Here is an 18,473-nt window from a genome sequence, read left to right as displayed (position 1 = left end):
GTGATGCTTAGGACAATTTCTTGAGATCCTGTCCGATGTCACGACGCATATACCTACCTTCGAAGTTGACGGTATCGGCTGCCGCATAGCTGTTGGCGAGAGCTTCGTCGATATCGTTACCGTAGGCACTGCATGCGATCACGCGGCCACCCGAAGTCACGAGTTCTCCATCGGCCGCACGGCTTGTGCCTGCATGGAAGAGGATGGCGTTGACGGTATCCTCCGCGCCGGTGATGACTTCGCCCTTGGAATAGCTGCCGGGATAACCGCTGGACACGACCATGACTGTTGTGGCGAAGCGCGGATCCTCGGCGAGCGGAAGAGTGCCGAGGTTGCCGGCGGCGGCGGCTTCGAGGAGGGGAAGGAGATCGGAGGCGATGCGGAGCATCACTACTTCGGTCTCAGGGTCGCCCATACGGACGTTGTATTCAATCACCATCGGTTCGCCTTCTACTTCGATAAGACCGAGGAAGATGAAGCCACGGTAAGTGATGCCCTCGGCAATGAGGCCGTTGACGGTCGGGAGGATAATGCGTTCTTCAACCTTACGCATGAATTCCTTGTCGGCAAAGACCACGGGGCTGACAGCTCCCATGCCGCCAGTGTTGGGGCCTGTATCACCTTCGCCGATACGCTTGTAGTCCTTAGCCACGGGGAGGATGCGGTAGCCGCCGTTGCCGTCGGTCAGCACGAACACTGAGCATTCGATGCCCTTGAGAAATTCCTCGATGACCACTGTGGCTGATGACTTTCCGAACATTCCGCCGAGCATTTCGCGCAGGGCTTCCTTGGCCTCGTCGAGCGAGTTGATGATCAGCACGCCCTTGCCTGCGGCAAGGCCGTCGGCTTTAAGCACGTAGGGAGCTTTGAGGGTTTCGAGGAACTTGCATCCGTCCTCGACTGTCTCTGCCGTGAAACTCTGATAGCGGGCGGTGGGGATGGAGTGGCGTACCATGAACTGCTTGGCGAAATCCTTGCTTCCTTCAAGTGCCGCTCCGGCTTTGGACGGACCGACGATGAGGGGCGAGCCTTCACGCGAAGCGAAGAAGTCATAGATTCCGGCCACGAGAGGATCTTCGTTGCCGACGACTATCATGTCAATCTCTTTCTCGGCTGCGAAATCGGCGATGGCATTGAAGTCAAGGGGCGAGAGCTTTACATTTTCGCCGTAAGCACCTGTGCCGCCGTTGCCGGGTGCGATATAGAGCTTTTCGAGGCGGGGTGAAAGGGATATTTTCCACGCCAGAGCGCATTCGCGGCCTCCTGAACCGAGGAGGAGCACTTTGAGCTTATCGCCCTGCTCTACGAGTGTCTCGCCTGCGTTGAACGGGCTTTTTTCCGGAGTGTTGCTTACGGGGTGACGTAGCGTGTTGAGGTTTTGCTGGATTGACATGGTGGGATTATATGTGAGGGGTGATGAGTTGAAAAATTAGGGGAAAAGCCTTTGTGGTGGCAATGCGGGTGAATTTGTCCGGACATTATTCCGCACCGTTTTCCGGCTGATTGTCGGCATCGGGACGTTTCCAGCGGCGACGAGTGCGCATGAACGGTCCTTCGGGAGCGGGGATTGACGGCTGCTTGGGTGACTGGCCAAGTGATTTCAGCGCATTGGGATTGCGGTGGCGCGAGAGGAGTTCCTCGGCCTCGCTGCTGGCGGCTGTCTCTTCCTTGAACTTGCGGCGACGCTCCTCATTGCGTGCATAGCCGCCTTTCTTGGGGCGGTACTTGTCCTCAAGCGGGTTGGGCTTGCGGCGCATGGGGGAAGCTTCCTTGCCTCCCATACCCTTGGCGCGGGCATCGCGTTTCCATTCGCTGTCGCTCTTGCGGGCCGGACGCTTACGCTCATTACGGTCGGTCGGACCCTCTTTGAGGACGCCTCCTTCTTTACGGAAATCGCTCTTTGTACCTTCGAAAATGATGTATTCGCGCAGTTCGCAGTCAAGACCGCCGTTCTGCATGGCTTCTTTTGTCGAGGGGGAGAGGCCGATGGCTGTGAGATAGTCGGTGTTTGATGATATGACCCAAGCATGGTAGCCGAGGAACACTCGTTTGAGCTTATTGCCGATGAGCTTGTAGAGCTGTTCCATATCCTGCGTGTTGATGCGCTCGCCGTAAGGGGGATTGGTGATCAGAACGCCGGGCACGCCGTCGGCAGGTGCTGCATCCCACTGCTGGAGCGATTTGATGCGCAGGTTGACATATTCATCCACACCGGCTGCAAGGATATTGCGTTCGGCTATGGCTACAGCCTTGGGCGATACGTCAGATCCGTAGATCTTGAAGGGAACTTCGCGATGTTCGGAATATTCCTCAAGGATTTTTTCGAAGAGTTCGCTGTCATAGTCATGCCAGTGCTCAAACGCAAAGCTTCTGCGGAAACTTCCGGGCATGATGCCGGCGGCGATCATGGCTGCTTCGACAAGGAATGTGCCGGAGCCGCACATGGGATCGACGAAGGGTGATTCGCCGCGCCATCCGCTTTTGAGGATGATGCCGGCGGCAAGAACCTCGTTGATCGGAGCTTCCGTCTGAGCGACGCGCCATCCGCGCTTGTGGAGCGACTCGCCCGACGAGTTGAGCGAGATGGTGACGCGGTCACCGTCGATGTGGACGTTGATCATCACATCTGCGTCGCTGAGGCGCACGCCGGGACGCTTGTCGGGACCGAAACGGTCCTTGAAGTAATCCACGATCGCATCCTTTACCTTGTAGGTCACGAAGCGCGAGTGAGTGAACTCACTGGAATGTGAGGTGGTGTCGATTGAAAAAGTCTTTTCGAGAGTGAGGACATCGCTCCAGTCATATTCCTTTACCATCTCGTAAAGCGAATCAGTGTCCTTTGCTATGAACTTATAGATAGGTTTAAGGATGCACAGTGCGGTGCGGCAGCAGATATTGGCACGGTAGAGTATGTCAAGATCGCCTTCGAATGACACCATGCGGCGTCCGGGCTGTACGTTGACAGCTCCGATCGCGCGGAGTTCTTCGGCGAGTACTTCTTCAAGACCTTTGAAGGTCTTTGCAACCATTTCAAAACGATGTTCCATTCTTTATTCTTTGACTTTCTGTATTGTTTTCTCTTTTTATGGTGTGGCGGAGAGAGTGTGGCGGGAAGGGCCGGGCTTTTCGAGAAGCCGGTATCATCCGGCCATTGACTCAGCGGGAGGAACGGAAATTGTCCGCACGGGCCTGTATGAGTTTCTCGCCGGATTCGACGTCGCGTGTCACCCAGAGGTTACCGCCGATGATGGCGTCGTCACCGATGTTGACGCGTCCGAGGATGGTTGAGTTGGAGTAGATGACCACATTGTTGCCTATGATCGGATGGCGTGCTATTCCCTTGATGGGATTGTTAGAGTCGTCGGTCACGAAGCTTTTCGCTCCGAGTGTCACGCCCTGATAGATCTTGACGTTGTTGCCGATGATGGCTGTCGCTCCGATCACCACACCCGTTCCGTGGTCAATCACGAAGCTGTGTCCTATCCTCGCTCCGGGATGGATGTCGATCCCGGTGTCGGAGTGGGCGAGTTCGGTGATCATTCGTGGAACTATAGGGACTTCAAGCTCATAGAGCCTGTGGGCTATGCGGTAGCTGATCGTTGCTCTCAGGCCGGGATAGCAGGCTATGACTTCGTGGGTGGAGACTGCCGCCGGGTCGCCGATATACGTGGCATCGATATCCGTGTCAAGCAGATGGCGCAATTCGGGAAGGGTTTCGATGAACTGATCGGCACAGCTGACGGCCCGGTCGCGGATAGTGGTCATGGTGCGCTCGCAGTTATCAGCGTCAAAACACAAGCCTGCGGATATCTGTGTGATCAGGAGTTCGCGCAGCTCATGGCATTCGAGGGTCATGACAGCGCGCATGACTGACGCTCCGCGATCACTCTCGGTGAAAAATCCCGGAAACATCAGGCGGGATGAAAGCTCGATTATACGGCGGACATCATTATTGGACAATAAGGGTTCGCCCTCACCCGCGCGGGTAGGACATACGTGGCGCATTTCATCAATGCTACAAAGGTGACCTATCACCTTGTCGATACTTGGACTTTTAGTCAACGACTTTTCCATAATTTCATTGCTGTTACGCCGGATCTCCCTTACAGGAAGCCGCAGTACGGTTTTTTGAGTCTGTGCAAAGTTACGATTTTTTTGCGTGAGGAGGGAAATTTATCACAGATAAAATTTCAATATGTATGATTGTGCCGGCTTTGAAAAATCTCAGCGAAACAGATGATCATGCCTTATGGAATCATAATAGCGTGACAAAATAATTCGATGGGACTGAAAAATGACGCGAAAACACACTGCCGTCAACAGTATTATTAAGATGGTTAGAATTTATAGGCTACGGCAACGAATACTGAATGAGTGAGGTAATTATCGTTGTGAGGTTGGGGATGATGGCTTATTGGCCGTCCGGAGTAGAGACTGAAATTGGTTATGCCGTAGCCGATTGTCCATATCCAGAAGTCGGTCTGAACATTGATGCCTGCGCGGAAATCATGGGATGCTATGCGGGCTCTCTTACTTCCGTGTGCTCCCGGCGAGAGGATGATTCCGGCTTCGCCAAAAAGATGGAAGCCCATCTCCTGCTGTCGCCAGTATAGCAGCCGTGGCGTGCGCAGGACTGCGGCCGGCGTGAATTTGAAACGTGCTGTGTAGTCGGTGGATTTTTCCCAATCCTCGGCTCCCCAGTCGCCCATTTCCTCGATTTCAGCGGCAGTGCCGAGGCTCATTTTGAGTCCGAGATATTCGATGGGGAAACATGCGATGCTGAAATCAACCTGAAATCCATCATTATTAAGACCCGCACTGACAGCTCCCTCCCAGTGATAGATCCCTTCTTCTATGTGTATGCGCTGGGCAGATACGGTAAGAGATGAGATGATGAATACTGACAACAGGAGTAAGCGAGTGATGAGTTGAGAGGTGAAAGTATGCACTGCGAAATAGAATTGATGATTTCTTTGGCAAAAGTAATACTTTTGTAGGTAAAAACAATAAATTTGTCGAAAAAAGTCAGTATCTCTATCAATTTGATATAATTATGGGCTTTTGTGCATCGGGATGAAGGAAAAATGCAACAATGGGGAAAATAAAAATGACCATTAGACCAATGAAAAGGTATAGGAAAATAAAAAATCCACCCGCACAAATCGTGCGGGTGGACTATGGATGATTGTCCTTTCATTTCATCGGAGGCTGATGCCATCCAATGATTCTGTCAGATCAATTAGAGAACTGAAGAAAGGTTGAAAGAAGCGAATTCGAGGTCGTTGGCAGCCTGCTTAGCGAGCTTGTTGTCAAGCTTGATAGCCTTGCTGAGGTTAGAGGTTACCATCTGCTCGTTGTTGGTGCGTGCACCGAGGATAGCCATGAGATAGTAAGTAGTGGCATCGGGAGTCTTGATGGCAGAGAGTGTGTTCTTAGCCTTGCTGTAGTCCTTGCTGAGGATCTGGGCGAGAGCAGCGTTGTTGCTCTTGTCGTCAGCAAATGCCTTAACAGCAGCGTTTACGTCGCCCTGCTGGAGGTAGTAAACACCGAGAGCTGAGCCGAGTTCGGGAACACCACCGGCCTTGCCGAATGCCTGATTGGCAGCCTTGAAGTCGTTGTTGAGGAGGGCTACGAGACCCTGGTTCATCTGAGCTTCACCGGCAGCGGGGTTGAGGGCGGCAGCCTTCTTGAAGTTGTTGAGCGCGCCGTTGTAGTCACCCTGCTGATAGAGAACCATACCGAGGTTGTTGAAGCCACGGTAGTCGTTGGGGAAGTACTGAGCGGCAGCAGCGTAGATAGCCTTCTGACGGTTGAGGTCGTCAGTAAGAGTACCTGCATAGAGGATTTCGTCGATGGTGAGTGAAGAGGGGTTGGCGTCGAATACCTGATTGATTTCGGCGTCGCTCTTACCGATCACGTCGATAGAAGCAGTGAGACGAGAGTAACGGAGACGGGGGAGGATGGTCTCAGCGAGTTCGTCGAATACGCTTGTCATGTTGCGGATCTCACGGTCACGTACTTCGGGATCCTTGTACATCTTGAGGACGCTGAGGATGAGGTCCTTGTCCTGAATGTTGCTTTCAGAAACGAGCTTCTGGAAGCCTTCCCAGTCCTCAGGAGTGAAGTTGGCGGTAAGTTCGCCGAATTCAGTGATGTTGTCCTTCTTGAGCTGCTTTTCGAGGTAGCCCTTGGTGTTGGTCTCACGCTTCTGAGCGAGCTGTGCGTTGAAGTCGTAAGGACCGTCAGGTGAAGCGTAGGACTCGATGTTGAGTTCCTTGATCTCGCGACGGTTGTCAGCGTTGGCCTCAGCCACCTGCTTGTTCCAGTCCTTCATCTGATCAGAGTTGAGCTGGCTTTCGCGGAGGTTAGCGACGTTGATGAGGAAGAGGATGTCTGCCTTGTACTTTTCGTTGATAATGCGCTGGAACTTGTCGGCAGCGAGAGCGGGATTAACTGAACCTGCGTCAGCGAGAGCAGCTGTTGCGATCACGCCGTCAGCAACCTTCACGCGGGGGAGGACATACTGCTTGCCTTTCTGATCTACAGTGAAGCCGAGGTAGAGCTCTGACTTCTGCATTTCGGGCTGGTAAACATAGTTTACGGGGATGGTCACTGTACCGCCATTGTCATAAGAGATGACACGATTGTTACCGCGAACCTTCTCGCCTTGGAAAGTCATAGAGCTACCGGCGAGTTCGGTGTTGTCGAAAGTAAGGTAGGGAGTTACAGTTACGGTGGCATTCTTAACGAAGAACTTCGGGGGAATGTTACCGGTCACGGTAGCGGGTACGTTCTGACCTACTACTTCGAGGGGATTGGGGTTGGTTGAGAAGTAATCAGCAGCGAACTGATTCATCTTCTTGCCACAACCGGTCAGCATGACTGCTGAACCGAGAAGCATTGAGAATGCAATTTTTTTGTCCATAGCAAAAAAAATAGTTATAATATAGATGAATGTGAGCGTTGAAAAATATAGGCGGACGCAATTCAGTAGCAAAGATACAACCTTTATTGAAAATAAACCAAATTTATGAAAATAATTATGTGAAAAATGGATGATTTCATAAAATAAGTTGTACTTTTGTTTGTTTAATCACCACATCACCACGATGTGGCAGCATAAAAGCTGCCTGTTTCCGTAAGTTTTAAGTAAAATTTTATAAGCACATCAGCCGATGAGAAAATGGCGAATAGAGGACAGTGAGGAACTGTATAATATTCAGGGATGGGGACGCAAATACTTCTCCATCAATTCCAAGGGAAATGTAGCCGTGACACCCCGCGAGGGTTTTGCCTCGGTTGACCTCCGTGAGGTCATGGACGAACTTCAGGTGCGCGACATCACGTCGCCGGTGCTTCTGAGATTTCCCGACATCCTCGACAACCGTATCGAGAAGATTTCCAACTGTTTTGCCGTAGCATCGAAGGAGTATGACTACAAGGCGCAGAACTACATCATCTATCCTATCAAGGTCAATCAGATGCGCCCGGTGGTGGAGGAGATCGTCAGTCACGGCGAAAAGTTCAACATCGGTCTTGAAGCCGGCTCTAAGCCTGAGCTCCATGCGGTGCTTGCGACCAATATCAAGGAAAACGCCCTTATAATCTGCAACGGATATAAGGATCAGACTTATATCGAACTCGCGCTTCTCGCCCAGAAGATGGGTCGCCGTATATATATAGTGGTGGAGAAACTCAACGAGCTCCGCATCATCTCCGAGGCGGCCAAGCGGATAGGTATCGATCCCAATGTGGGTATCCGCATCAAGCTTGCCTCGTCCGGTTCGGGCAAATGGGAGACGAGCGGAGGTGATGTGTCGAAATTCGGTCTCAATTCATCGGAGCTGCTTGAGGCACTTGACTTCATGGAGCGCAACAAGATGAAGCATTGCCTGAAGCTCATCCATTTCCACATAGGTAGCCAGATCACCAAGATCCGCCGAATAAAGACAGCTATCCGCGAGGCCGCGCAGTTCTATGTGCAGCTTACCCGCATGGGCTTCGACATTGATTTCATGGACATTGGCGGCGGTCTGGGAGTGGATTATGACGGCACGCGCAACTCCGCCTCCGGAAGCTCGATGAACTACAGCATTCAGGAGTATGCCAATGATGCTGTCTCGACCATCGTCGATGCATGCATCAAGAACAACATCAAGCAGCCGAACATCATCAATGAGAGCGGACGTTCGCTCACGGCTCATCATTCGGTGCTCGTGTTCGAGGTACTTGAGACCACTCAGCTTCCTTTCTGGAAGGATTCGAAGGATATACAGGATACCGACCACGAACTTGCAAAGGAGCTATATGAGATCTGGGACAAGCTCGATCAGCAGCGTTTGCTGGAGAGCTGGCACGATGCCCTTCAGATCCGCGAGGAGGCTCTCGACCTTTTCAGCCTCGGTATGCTCGACCTGCGCACACGCGCACAGATCGAGGAGCTGTTCTGGAGCATTGCCCGTGAGGTGGGCGATATCGCCGCCGGAATGAAGCATGCGCCTGAAGAGCTGCGTAAGGTGACCAAGATGGTTCCCGACAAGTATTTCTGTAACTTCTCGCTGTTCCAGTCGCTCACGGACTCGTGGGCTATCGATCAGGTGTTTCCCATCATACCCATCTCACGCCTTGACGAGAAACCGACGCGCACATGTACGCTTCAGGACATCACCTGCGACAGCGACGGCAAGATATCCAACTTCATCTCAACCCACGGCGGTGTGGCCAACTCTCTGCCTGTCCATACAGTGAAATCAGGTGAGCCTTATTATCTCGGAGTGTTCCTCGTCGGCGCATATCAGGAGATACTCGGCGACATGCACAATCTGTTCGGCGACACGAACGCCGTGCATATCTCGGTTTATAAGGACCGCTATGAGATCGACCGTATAATCGACGGCGAGACGGTGGCCGATGTGCTTGACTATGTGCAGTTCAATCCAAAGAAACTCGTGCGCAACGTCGAGGCATGGGTGACATCGTCAATGAAAGCCGGAAAGATCACTCCGGAAGAGGGACGTGAATTCCTGAGCAATTACCGTTCGGGTCTTTACGGTTACACATACATCGAAAAGGACTGAACCGTGGAGGAGGAACTGACAGCAGGACAGCCGAAACGCTACTTCATGCGTCTGGCTTATCGCGGCGCGCCGTTCCACGGATGGCAGTGCCAGCCGGGTGCTGTTACCGTGCAGGCTGTCATCGAGGCCGCGCTATCGACAGTGATCCGTAAGAATACGAAGATCGTCGGTGCAGGGCGCACGGACACAGGTGTGAATGCACGCATGATGGTGGCGCATTTCGACACTGACGAGCCTCTGCGCGATCCGTCGCGGCTCGTCAGACAGCTCAATGCACTTGTCGGCAAAGATATAGCCATCGAAGATATATATGAGGTCGAAGCGGGGAAACATGCCCGCTTCGACGCTACATCGCGTACGTATCATTACTATGCAGTGACATGCAAGTCGCCATTTTTCTATCCTCTGAGCTGGAAAGCTCCGGAGGGACTGGACTTTGCAAAGATGAATGAGGCGGCCGAACTCCTGCTTCAGACGTCGGATTTCACTTCCTTTGCCAAGCTGCACACGGATGTGAAGACAAACATCTGTCACGTCACCAAGGCGCGTTGGGAGCAGATCGCTCCGGATGCGTGGGTGTTTGTCATCACGGCTGACCGTTTCCTGCGCAATATGGTCAGGGCTGTCGTCGGTACGCTGGTTGAAGTGGGCCGCGGCAAAATGACTGTTGAGGATTTCGGACGGGTAATAGCAAAGCGCAACCGTTGCGCCGCCGGCACTTCGATGCCCGGTCATGCGCTGTATCTTTGGGAGGTGACTTATTAAAAATCGGCTTTGATCGTTCTTTCCTGTTGAGTTTTTTATGGACTATAAGAAGATACTGGAAGAAATAGCGGTGGAGATAGAGCCGCTTCGTCATGTAGGGCGGCAGGCTGACTATATTCCCGCACTCGCCAAGGTCAATCCGGACCGTTTCGGAATCTGCATCACCACCACTGACGGCGATGTGATAGAGTGGGGAGATGTGAGCGAGCCTTTCTCCATTCAGAGTATCACCAAGGTGTTTTCGCTTTCAATGTGTCTCTCGATGCTTGGCGAGAAGCTTTGGAGCAGGGTCGGGAAAGAGCCGTCGGGGGCGGCGTTCAATTCGCTGATTCAGCTTGAGCTTGACCGCGGTATCCCGCGCAATCCGTTCATCAATGCCGGGGCGATAGTCCTTGCCGATATTCTGCTGTCGAACCTTGCCGATCCGGAGAAGGATTATCTTGATTTCGTGCGTGAGCTTGCTGGCGACAGTCATGTCGATTATGATCGTGAAGTGGCGGCTTCGGAGCGAGAGAAGGGCTACATCAACGCTGCCATAGCCAATATGCTCAAGTATTACGAAAATCTTGACAATGACATCGAGGATGTGTTGCACTTCTATTTTCTGCAATGTTCGGTCAGGATGGATTGCCGGCAGTTATCGCGTTCGTTTCTCCCGTTTGCCGACCGCCGGTCGGAGTTTCTGTTCGGGAGTGTCAGGCTGACGGCTTCGCAGGTCAAGCGCATCAATGCCGTCATGCAGACCTGCGGATTCTATAACGATGCAGGTGAATATTCATATCTTGTCGGACTTCCGGGCAAGAGTGGTGTGGGCGGAGGTATCGGTGCGGTCTATCCGGGCCGTTATGCGGTGGCTACATGGAGTCCTCGTCTGAATGAGAAAGGTAATTCCGTCATGGGAATGAAGGCTCTTGAACTGCTCACCACCTATACCCGCGAGTCGATTTTCTGATTTTTGAGGATTAGTTTATCTTCCAATTAAAAGGAGAGATGCACTCCGTAGCGGTTTATTTCGGATTTCAGAAAGGGATTCATGCCCTTGTGTAGTCGTACGACATCTACGGAATTTCCTAAAAGATTTTCGAGATAGCGTTTCAGACGGATCACAAGAAACATTTTTGCATCCATATCGACGCATACATCAACATCGCTATATTCATCTTGCTCACCTTTTGCGACGGAGCCGAAGATACATAGCGAGCGAACCCCGAACTCATTACGGATAGTTTGGGTGTGCTGATGCAATATGTCGATATACTCCTGACGAGATTTCATTATTGGAAAATTTTGAATATTACAAATATACAACAAATTCCTTTATGAAATGAGATGCAAATTGGAATTTAAAAGTAAAATCTTTTTTGTTCCCGATCTTTATCAGATAAAGCAGAGTATGATGAGCTGGGCGATGATGACTCGGCAGAACATGGAGAGGGGATAGACGGTGGCGTAGCTGACGGTGGCATAGTCGCCGGGAACGATGTCGTTGGCATAGTTGAGTGCCATCGGATTGGCCATACTTCCGCAGAGCATACCGCAGGTGAGGCCGAAGTCAAGGTGCATGGTCTTCATGGCTACTACTCCCATAATGAGTACCGGAATTACGGTTATGAGAAAACCAAGCCCGATCCACAGCAGACCCTCGGAACGCATGATGGTGTCAAGGAACTGTGCGCCCGCGTCGAGTCCGAGACAGGCGAGATAGAGCGACAGGCCTATTCCGCGCAGCATGAGGTTGGCACTGCGGGTGGTATATGTGACGAGTCGGAACTGTGGGCCGAAGCGTCCGATGAGGATACCGATGATGATCGGGCCGCCGGCAAGTCCGAGCTTGATCGGAGTCGAAATTCCCGGTATGGCGATGGGTATTGATCCGACCACGAGACCTAAGACGATGCCGAAGAAGATAGCTCCGAGGTTGGGGTCTTTGAGTTTCACTTCAGTATTACCGAGTATGCTCTCCACCTTCTCGATATCTGCCGCACTACCGACTACATTTAATATGTCGCCGAGTTGGAGGACGAGACCGGGAGTGGCGAGCAGATGGAGACCGCTACGGCTGATACGGCTGATGTTGATGTGATACTGGTTGCGCAGACGGAGCGATCCGAGTTTCTTACCGTTGATGGCCGGACGGCTGACGATGATGCGGCGCGATATGAGCTGATGGTCGATGGAATTCCAGTCGATATCCTTCTTGTTCCAGTCACGGGCCTCCTGACTTCCGAAAAGTACCTTGAGTTTGGCGCAGTCGTCAGGCGTGGTGATGACGAGGATGTGGTCATCTTTTTTAAGCACGGTTTTCGAGTCGGGAAGACTGACGGTGTCGTCGCGCCACAGACGTGAGATCACGAAGGGGGTCTTTGTCACCTGTGAGATCTGGCCTACGGACATATCGTAGATGGCCGGATTGCACACCTTGAATTCGGCGATGAATGTTCCGTCGGGTTCATCGGATTCGGATGAAAGGGGCATCCCCGGCTTGATGAGTATTTTACGCAGAAGGATTATTCCGAGGATCACACCGACAACACCGAGCGGATAGGTCACCGCACAGCTCAGGGCCGCACCGTTGGCCGAGAGTCCCATCTGTTCGAGAGCCTGCTGCGCCGCACCGAGCGCAGGTGTGTTGGTGGTCGCGCCGCAGAGTATGCCTGTCGCCTCGCCGATGGGCACTCCGAGACAGACGCTGAACAGTACAGCCATGACGGTTCCGATCAGCAGCACTCCGAGACCGAGGAGATTAAGCTGCAATCCTCCCTTGCGGAAAGAGCTGAAGAAGCCGGGACCCACCTTCAGGCCGAGTTCATAGACGAAAAGGACAAGGCCGAGATTCTCGGTGTAGTGGAGTATTGTCGGGTCTATCGACAGACCGATATGTCCGGCAAGGATACCGGCGAAAAACACGAAAGTCACGCCAAGCGAGATACCCCACACGCGGATCTTGCCGAACGCGAGGCCGACGGCGATGATAACCGATATGATTATCACTGCCTGCAGGGCCGAATGGCTCAGAAATATGTCATAAATCCATTGCATGGCTGCAAAATTACTAAATTATGCTTAAATTTGCAGACAAATAATATTTTTCTAACCCGTTTCATCCGTAATAGACATGATTACTCAGGAACAATTAAAAGAGACTTTTGAGCGCAAGCTGGCGCTGAGGAGGTATCTTTGACATCGACAGCAAGAAAATCCAAGTAGAGGAGGAGGAACTCCGCACACATGTGCCCGATTTCTGGGAACACCCCAAGGAAGCTCAGGCACAGATGAAGAAAATCAAGGATCTTCAGGCATGGATCGACGGCTATGAGGAGATCGACAAAGTGGTCAACGAGCTTGAACTCGCATGGGACTTCCTGAAGGAGGGTCTTGTGGAGGAAAGCGATATCGACGCTCTCTATGCCGACGCTATTTCCAAGATCGAGAAACTCGAACTCCGCAACATGCTCCGCCGCGAGGAGGATAAGCTCGGAGTGGTACTCAAGATCAATTCGGGCGCAGGTGGCACGGAGAGTCAGGACTGGGCTTCGATGCTGATGCGCATGTATCTCCGCTGGTGTGAGAGCCACGGCTACAAGACTTCCATCGCCAACCTTCTCGAAGGTGACGAGGCCGGCATCAAGTCATGTACCATCAACGTGGAGGGTGATTTTGCCTACGGCTATCTGAAGAGTGAGAATGGTGTGCACCGTCTGGTGCGCGTCTCGCCTTACAATGCACAGGGCAAGCGCATGACCTCATTCGCCTCGGTCTTCGTGACTCCGCTTGTAGATGATACCATCGAAGTGAAGGTCGATCCGGCACTCCTGTCGTGGGACACCTTCCGTTCGGGCGGTGCAGGCGGTCAGAACGTCAATAAGGTGGAATCAGGCGTGCGTCTCCGTTACCAGTTCACCGATCCCTATACCGGCGAGCAGGAAGAGATCCTGATTGAGAATACCGAGACGCGTGACCAGCCTAAGAATAAGGAGAACGCAATGCGTCAGCTGCGATCCATCCTTTATGACAAGGAGCTGCAACACCGTCTTCAGGAGCAGGCCAAGATCGAGGCTGGAAAGATGAAGATCGAGTGGGGCTCGCAGATCCGCAGTTATGTGTTCGACGACCGCCGAGTAAAGGATCACCGTACCAACTATCAGACCAGCGACGTAGGCGGTGTGATGGACGGCGATATCGATGCCTTCATCAAGGCATACCTGATGGAATTTGCCGCTACTGAGGAGTAAAGCATTCCGAAATTCAAGGTATGAAATAAAAGCACGTGCAATCATGATTCAGTATGATTGCACGTGCTTTTATTTTATGTGGTTTTGTCGTCCGGTTTCAATCCCAGCACTCGGTTTCGGAGGCTATTTCGGGGATTGTGGAGGATTGATAGACGGGGTCGTGGCCTGCGCGGAGCTGGCTGCGGTAGTCGCGCAGGAGGCGGATGGCATATTTGCCGAGCATGAGGATGGCCGCAAGGTTGCAGAGGGTCATGAGTGCCATTGTGATGTCGGCGAAGCCCCATACGATGTCGAGCGATGTGACTGCTCCGGCATAAACGATAGCCCCGACAAGCAGACGGTAAATGTTGATCAGCGTGTCGTTGTCGTGGATGAAACGGATATTGGTCTCTCCGTAATAGTAGTTGGCGACGATGCTTGTAAAGGCGAAGAAGAAAATGGCGATGCTGACGAAAGTTGATCCGATGGCAGCGTCCGTCCCAAGCCCGGCATCAATGGCTTGCTGAGTGAGCACTATACCGTTGTCACCATTAGTGAAAACACCGCTGCAGAGGATGATGAATGCCGTTGAGGTGCAGATGATCAGTGTGTCCGTATAGACTCCCAAAGTCTGAATGAGTCCTTGCTTGACAGGGTGGGTTACCGAGGCAGTTGCAGCCGCGTTGGGCGTAGAGCCTTCTCCGGCTTCATTGCTGAAAAGACCACGCTTGATACCCATGACCATCGCTGCGCCGACCGTGCCACCAAGAGCCTGATCCATGCCGAATGCATTCTCGATGATCAAGGCCATGACGGCAGGGAAGTGCGAGATGTTCATGCAGATTATCACCAGTGCTAACAGTATGTAAGCGATAGCCATTACGGGTACGACGATCTCGCTGAAGCGCGACACGCGCTGTATGCCTCCCCAGATGACTATGAGTGTGAGTCCGCAGAGACCCCAAGCTGTCCATCCCGTGGGGATTCCGAACGAAGTTGAGAGAGCTCCGGCTATGGTATTGGACTGGACGGAGTTGAAGGCGAATCCGAAAGTCAGGGTGATGAGTACTGCAAAAATCACGGCCCACCAGCGTTTGTGGAGACCTTTCTGTATGTAGTAGGCCGGTCCACCTAAGAATGATGTGTCGCCCTTTACTTTGAAAAGCTGTGCAAGGGTGGATTCAATAAATGCGGTAGCCGCTCCGAAGATGGCTATGATCCACATCCAGAACACCGCGCCGGGTCCTCCGACAGCGATTGCCGTGGCCACTCCGGCAAGATTACCTGTGCCGACGCGCGAAGCGATCGAAAGGGCGAATGCCTGAAATGAACTGATGGTACCGTGTTGTGGTTCGTCGTTCTTGCGGTGGTCGTTGTCCCGTTTGCCCGAATGGATGAGGAGACGCAGCATCTCGCCCACCATGCGGAACTGCACTCCGCGGGTAACGATGGTGAAGAACAGGGCGGCTGCAAGCAGGACAGTCACCATTACATAGTCGGTCAGGACTCCGCTGACAGCGGAAACAATTTCTTGAAGCATGGAATCGGTCATAGCGTCTGCAAAGTTACGAAATTGTAGTGAGCAACGTGGGAATTTCAAGTCATGATAAAAATTTTTTAGCCGGGATAATATTCGGGAGGGAGTTATAAAAACAAATTCTGCACAGACTCAAGAATAGATGAGACTGTGCAGAATTTAAGATGCGTTATGTATGAACTTACCTGCTTATCAGGCTTTTTTGATATAATCGACAATCCATGCGCCTACAGCGTCAGTGCCGTAGTGTGCGCCGCCTTCGACCTGAATCTCAGGGGTGCGGACATTGGCGTCGAGCGATGCGTTGACAGCCTTGCGGATGAGTGCGCCTTCCTCCATGAGATTGAAGTATTCAAACAGCATGGCCACAGAGAGGATCTGGGCAAGGGGATTGGCGATATTCTTACCCTTGGCCTGAGGCCAAGAACCGTGGATCGGCTCGAATACGGGAGTCTTTTCGCCGGTTGAGGCAGAGGGGAGGAGTCCCATAGAGCCGGAGATCACAGAACCTTCGTCGGTGAGGATGTCGCCGAAAGTATTTTCAGTGACCATCACGTCAAAGAAACGGGGTTCCTGAATCATGCGCATGGCAGCGTTATCGACATACATGAAATCGGTATTGACTTCGGGATACTGCGGGGCGATTTCCTGAGCGACCTTGCGCCAGAGACGTGAGGACGCAAGTACGTTGGCCTTATCGACAACGGTAAGGTGCTTGTTGCGGCGCATCGCATAGCTGTAGGCCACGTGAAGGATACGCTCGATTTCGGGGCGGGTGTAAGCGTTAGTATCGTAAGCACGCTCGTCACTTTCAAACTTCTCACCGAAATACATACCGCCGGTGAGCTCACGGATACAGATGAAATCAGCTCCTTCGACGAGTTCGGCACGGAGGGGTGACTTGTGGATGAGACAGGCGAAAGTCTCGACGGGACGGATGTTGGCGAAGAGGCCGAGTTTCTTACGCATTGCGAGCAGACCCTGTTCGGGACGGACCTTGGCATTGGGATCGTTGTCGAACTTGGGATCACCTACGGCTGAAAAGAGTACTGCGTCTGCCCACAGACAAGTTTCGTATGTGTCCTCAGGGAAGGGATCGCCTACTTTGTCGATGGCGTCAGCTCCGCAGATGGCGTAGCGGTACTCCACACTGTGACCGAATTTCTCACATACGGCTGTCATCACATCTACTCCCTGACGGGAGATTTCGGGCCCGATGCCATCACCGGGAAGAACTGCAACTTTAAGATTCATTGTATATAATCGTTATATTATTGTTTACGAATTGTACGGATCAAAACTTGTGTTGTCCGAACTTTAAGCCCTAAGCTTTGAGGGTTTCGAGGAGATTGAGCATCTTCACCGTAGCCTGAATGGCCGCTTCGGTCTGGTCGGGGTCGAGACCTCTGGTCTTGAATACGTTTCCGTCCAGATCCCAAGTGATGGTGGTGTGGACGAGTGCGTCCGTTTTGCCCCCCGGAGGGATATTGACCGAGTAATTGACCAGCGTGGGAAACTCGCGCTGAAGTTTGCCACGATAGATGTTGCGCACGGCACGCATGAAAGCGTCAAACTGACCGTCGCCCACAGCCGACTCCTGAAATTCCGACTCACCGACCACCAGTTTCACTGTGGCTGTCGGGCGAAGTCCGCGTGTCAGGGTCAGCGAATAGTTGGCCACCTTTATGTCCGATGGCAATGTCGGATGCTTGAGCACATCGGCAATGATGAATGGGAGATCGCTCTGTGTGACGATCTCTTTCTTATCGCCAAGCTCGATGATGCGCTGTGTGACCTTGTGGATATCCGCTTCCGCAAGCTCGATTCCGAGGGCTTCAAGATTCTTCTTGATGTTGGCCTTGCCGGAAGTCTTTCCGAGGGCATATTCACGCTCCCGGCCGAAGCGTTCGGGGAGCAGCTCATTGAAGTAGAGCTGACTCTTGTTATCGCCGTCGGCATGTACGCCTGCACACTGCGTGAAGACGCTGTCACCGATAATCGGCTTGTTAGGTGGCACCATGATGCCGGAGAATGACTCAACGATGTGGCTGACCTTATTGATCTTGCTTTCGTCGATATCCGTCGTGTCGCCCAGTTGATCGTGGATCACGGCAACGGTACTCGACAGAGTCGCGTTGCCGGCACGCTCACCGAGACCGTTGATGGTACAGTGGACGCCCTTGGCTCCACCCTTGACGGCCGCGAACACGTTGGCCGTGGCCAGATCGTAGTCATTATGAGCATGGAAATCAAAGTGAAGCGTCGGGTAGTGCTTCACGATGGTGTGCATGTATGAAAGCGTGTCATACGGATTAAGTATGCCGAGGGTATCCGGAAGCATGAAGCGGCGGATCGGAAGATCCTTGATGGATTCCATGAGCGCGAAAACATAGTCGCGCGAGTGCTTCATTCCGTTTGACCAGTCCTCAAGGTAGATGTTGACGTCGAGGCCGGCTTCACGTGCGCGCGCCACTTCGGCTGCTATAGCCGCGAAGTGTTGTTCCGGGGTCTGTTTCAGCTGCAGGCGGCAGTGTTTCTCCGAGCCTTTGGCAAGGAGATTGATCACCTTTCCACCTACGTCCTTTATCCATCTGACTGACTCACCACCATCAAGGAAACCGAGCACCTCGATGTTTCCGATATAACCTGTACGCGTGGCCCATGCGCAGACTTTACGCACGGTCTCGCGCTCACCGTCAGAAACACGTGCCGACGCGATCTCAATGCGGGGCACGTGGAGTTCCTGAAGGAGCAGGCGTGTGATGGCGAGTTTTTCGGAGGTCGAGAACGACACTCCCGATGTCTGCTCTCCGTCGCGGAGAGTGGTGTCCATTAATTCAACGTACATTCCTGTGTATGTGGGGGTAGAGTGTATGTTCGGGG

Annotated in this window: 14 protein-coding genes; 4 read left to right on the top strand and 10 right to left on the bottom strand. The window is 52.6% G+C overall.

Going from position 1 to position 18,473, the window contains the following annotated elements:
* Positions 1-7 precede the first annotated feature (7 nt).
* From purD to K2G41_RS00465, 5 genes are all read right to left on the bottom strand, one after another.
* The gene (gene purD / locus K2G41_RS00485) at positions 8-1,393 is read right to left on the bottom strand and encodes a phosphoribosylamine--glycine ligase (RefSeq protein ID WP_300112869.1); all 1,386 of its coding nucleotides are present in this window, start codon (positions 1,391-1,393) and stop codon (positions 8-10) included.
* 85 nt (positions 1,394-1,478) lie between these two features.
* A complete protein-coding gene (locus tag K2G41_RS00480) occupies positions 1,479-3,047 on the bottom strand; it encodes a THUMP domain-containing protein (RefSeq protein WP_300112866.1) in 1,569 nt (522 codons plus the stop codon).
* Between the two features lie 109 nt (positions 3,048-3,156).
* Entirely contained in the window at positions 3,157-4,074 is a 918-nt protein-coding gene (locus K2G41_RS00475; protein WP_300112863.1) for a serine acetyltransferase, read from the bottom strand.
* Between the two features lie 263 nt (positions 4,075-4,337).
* Positions 4,338-4,907: a hypothetical protein gene (locus tag K2G41_RS00470; protein WP_300112860.1), complete on the bottom strand. Its 570-nt coding sequence runs from the start codon at positions 4,905-4,907 to the stop codon at positions 4,338-4,340.
* 332 nt (positions 4,908-5,239) lie between these two features.
* The gene (locus K2G41_RS00465) at positions 5,240-6,925 is read right to left on the bottom strand and encodes a tetratricopeptide repeat protein (protein ID WP_300112857.1); all 1,686 of its coding nucleotides are present in this window, start codon (positions 6,923-6,925) and stop codon (positions 5,240-5,242) included.
* A gap of 250 nt (positions 6,926-7,175) precedes the next feature.
* Between K2G41_RS00465 and speA the strand changes: the two genes are divergently transcribed.
* The 3 genes from speA to K2G41_RS00450 are packed head-to-tail and all read left to right on the top strand — an operon-like array spanning position 7,176 to position 10,794.
* Positions 7,176-9,077: a biosynthetic arginine decarboxylase gene (gene speA, locus K2G41_RS00460; RefSeq protein ID WP_300112854.1), complete on the top strand. Its 1,902-nt coding sequence runs from the start codon at positions 7,176-7,178 to the stop codon at positions 9,075-9,077.
* A 45-nt stretch (positions 9,078-9,122) separates the two neighbouring features.
* Positions 9,123-9,842, top strand: coding sequence for a tRNA pseudouridine(38-40) synthase TruA (gene truA, locus K2G41_RS00455; RefSeq protein ID WP_300112954.1), 720 nt, complete (start codon positions 9,123-9,125; stop codon positions 9,840-9,842).
* A gap of 37 nt (positions 9,843-9,879) precedes the next feature.
* Positions 9,880-10,794 (top strand): glutaminase, encoded by a 915-nt coding sequence (locus K2G41_RS00450; RefSeq protein WP_300112851.1) that lies wholly within the window; start codon positions 9,880-9,882, stop codon positions 10,792-10,794.
* A 26-nt stretch (positions 10,795-10,820) separates the two neighbouring features.
* Here the strand turns inward: K2G41_RS00450 and K2G41_RS00445 are convergent, their stop codons facing one another.
* The gene (locus tag K2G41_RS00445; RefSeq protein ID WP_300112848.1) at positions 10,821-11,117 is read right to left on the bottom strand and encodes a nucleotidyltransferase domain-containing protein; all 297 of its coding nucleotides are present in this window, start codon (positions 11,115-11,117) and stop codon (positions 10,821-10,823) included.
* A 102-nt stretch (positions 11,118-11,219) separates the two neighbouring features.
* Entirely contained in the window at positions 11,220-12,881 is a 1,662-nt protein-coding gene (locus tag K2G41_RS00440) for a putative transporter (RefSeq protein WP_300112845.1), read from the bottom strand.
* A gap of 76 nt (positions 12,882-12,957) precedes the next feature.
* On the opposite strand from K2G41_RS00440, the gene prfB reads away from it, so the two are divergent.
* Positions 12,958-14,074 (top strand): peptide chain release factor 2 gene (prfB, locus tag K2G41_RS00435; protein ID WP_300112842.1). Its coding sequence is split into 2 segments (ribosomal slippage): positions 12,958-13,020 and positions 13,022-14,074, totalling 1,116 coding nucleotides; the frame shifts between segments, so codons are not numbered across the junction.
* 97 nt (positions 14,075-14,171) lie between these two features.
* Here prfB and K2G41_RS00430 read toward each other — a convergent pair.
* The 3 genes from K2G41_RS00430 to K2G41_RS00420 form a co-directional block, all read right to left on the bottom strand.
* Positions 14,172-15,593, bottom strand: a complete 1,422-nt coding sequence (locus K2G41_RS00430) for an alanine/glycine:cation symporter family protein (protein WP_300112839.1) — start codon at positions 15,591-15,593, stop codon at positions 14,172-14,174.
* A 189-nt stretch (positions 15,594-15,782) separates the two neighbouring features.
* A complete protein-coding gene (gene leuB, locus K2G41_RS00425) occupies positions 15,783-16,844 on the bottom strand; it encodes a 3-isopropylmalate dehydrogenase (protein ID WP_300112836.1) in 1,062 nt (353 codons plus the stop codon).
* Positions 16,845-16,914: 70 nt separating this feature from the next.
* Positions 16,915-18,438, bottom strand: coding sequence for an alpha-isopropylmalate synthase regulatory domain-containing protein (locus K2G41_RS00420; RefSeq protein ID WP_300112833.1), 1,524 nt, complete (start codon positions 18,436-18,438; stop codon positions 16,915-16,917).
* Positions 18,439-18,473: the final 35 nt, after the last annotated feature.

Origin of the sequence: Duncaniella sp. (assembly GCF_029056165.1) — a bacterium.
In the GTDB taxonomy this organism is placed as follows: Bacteria; Bacteroidota; Bacteroidia; order Bacteroidales; family Muribaculaceae; genus Duncaniella.
The sequence above is the reverse complement of the archived record's forward strand: the minus strand, read 5'-3'. Positions and strand labels throughout refer to the sequence as shown.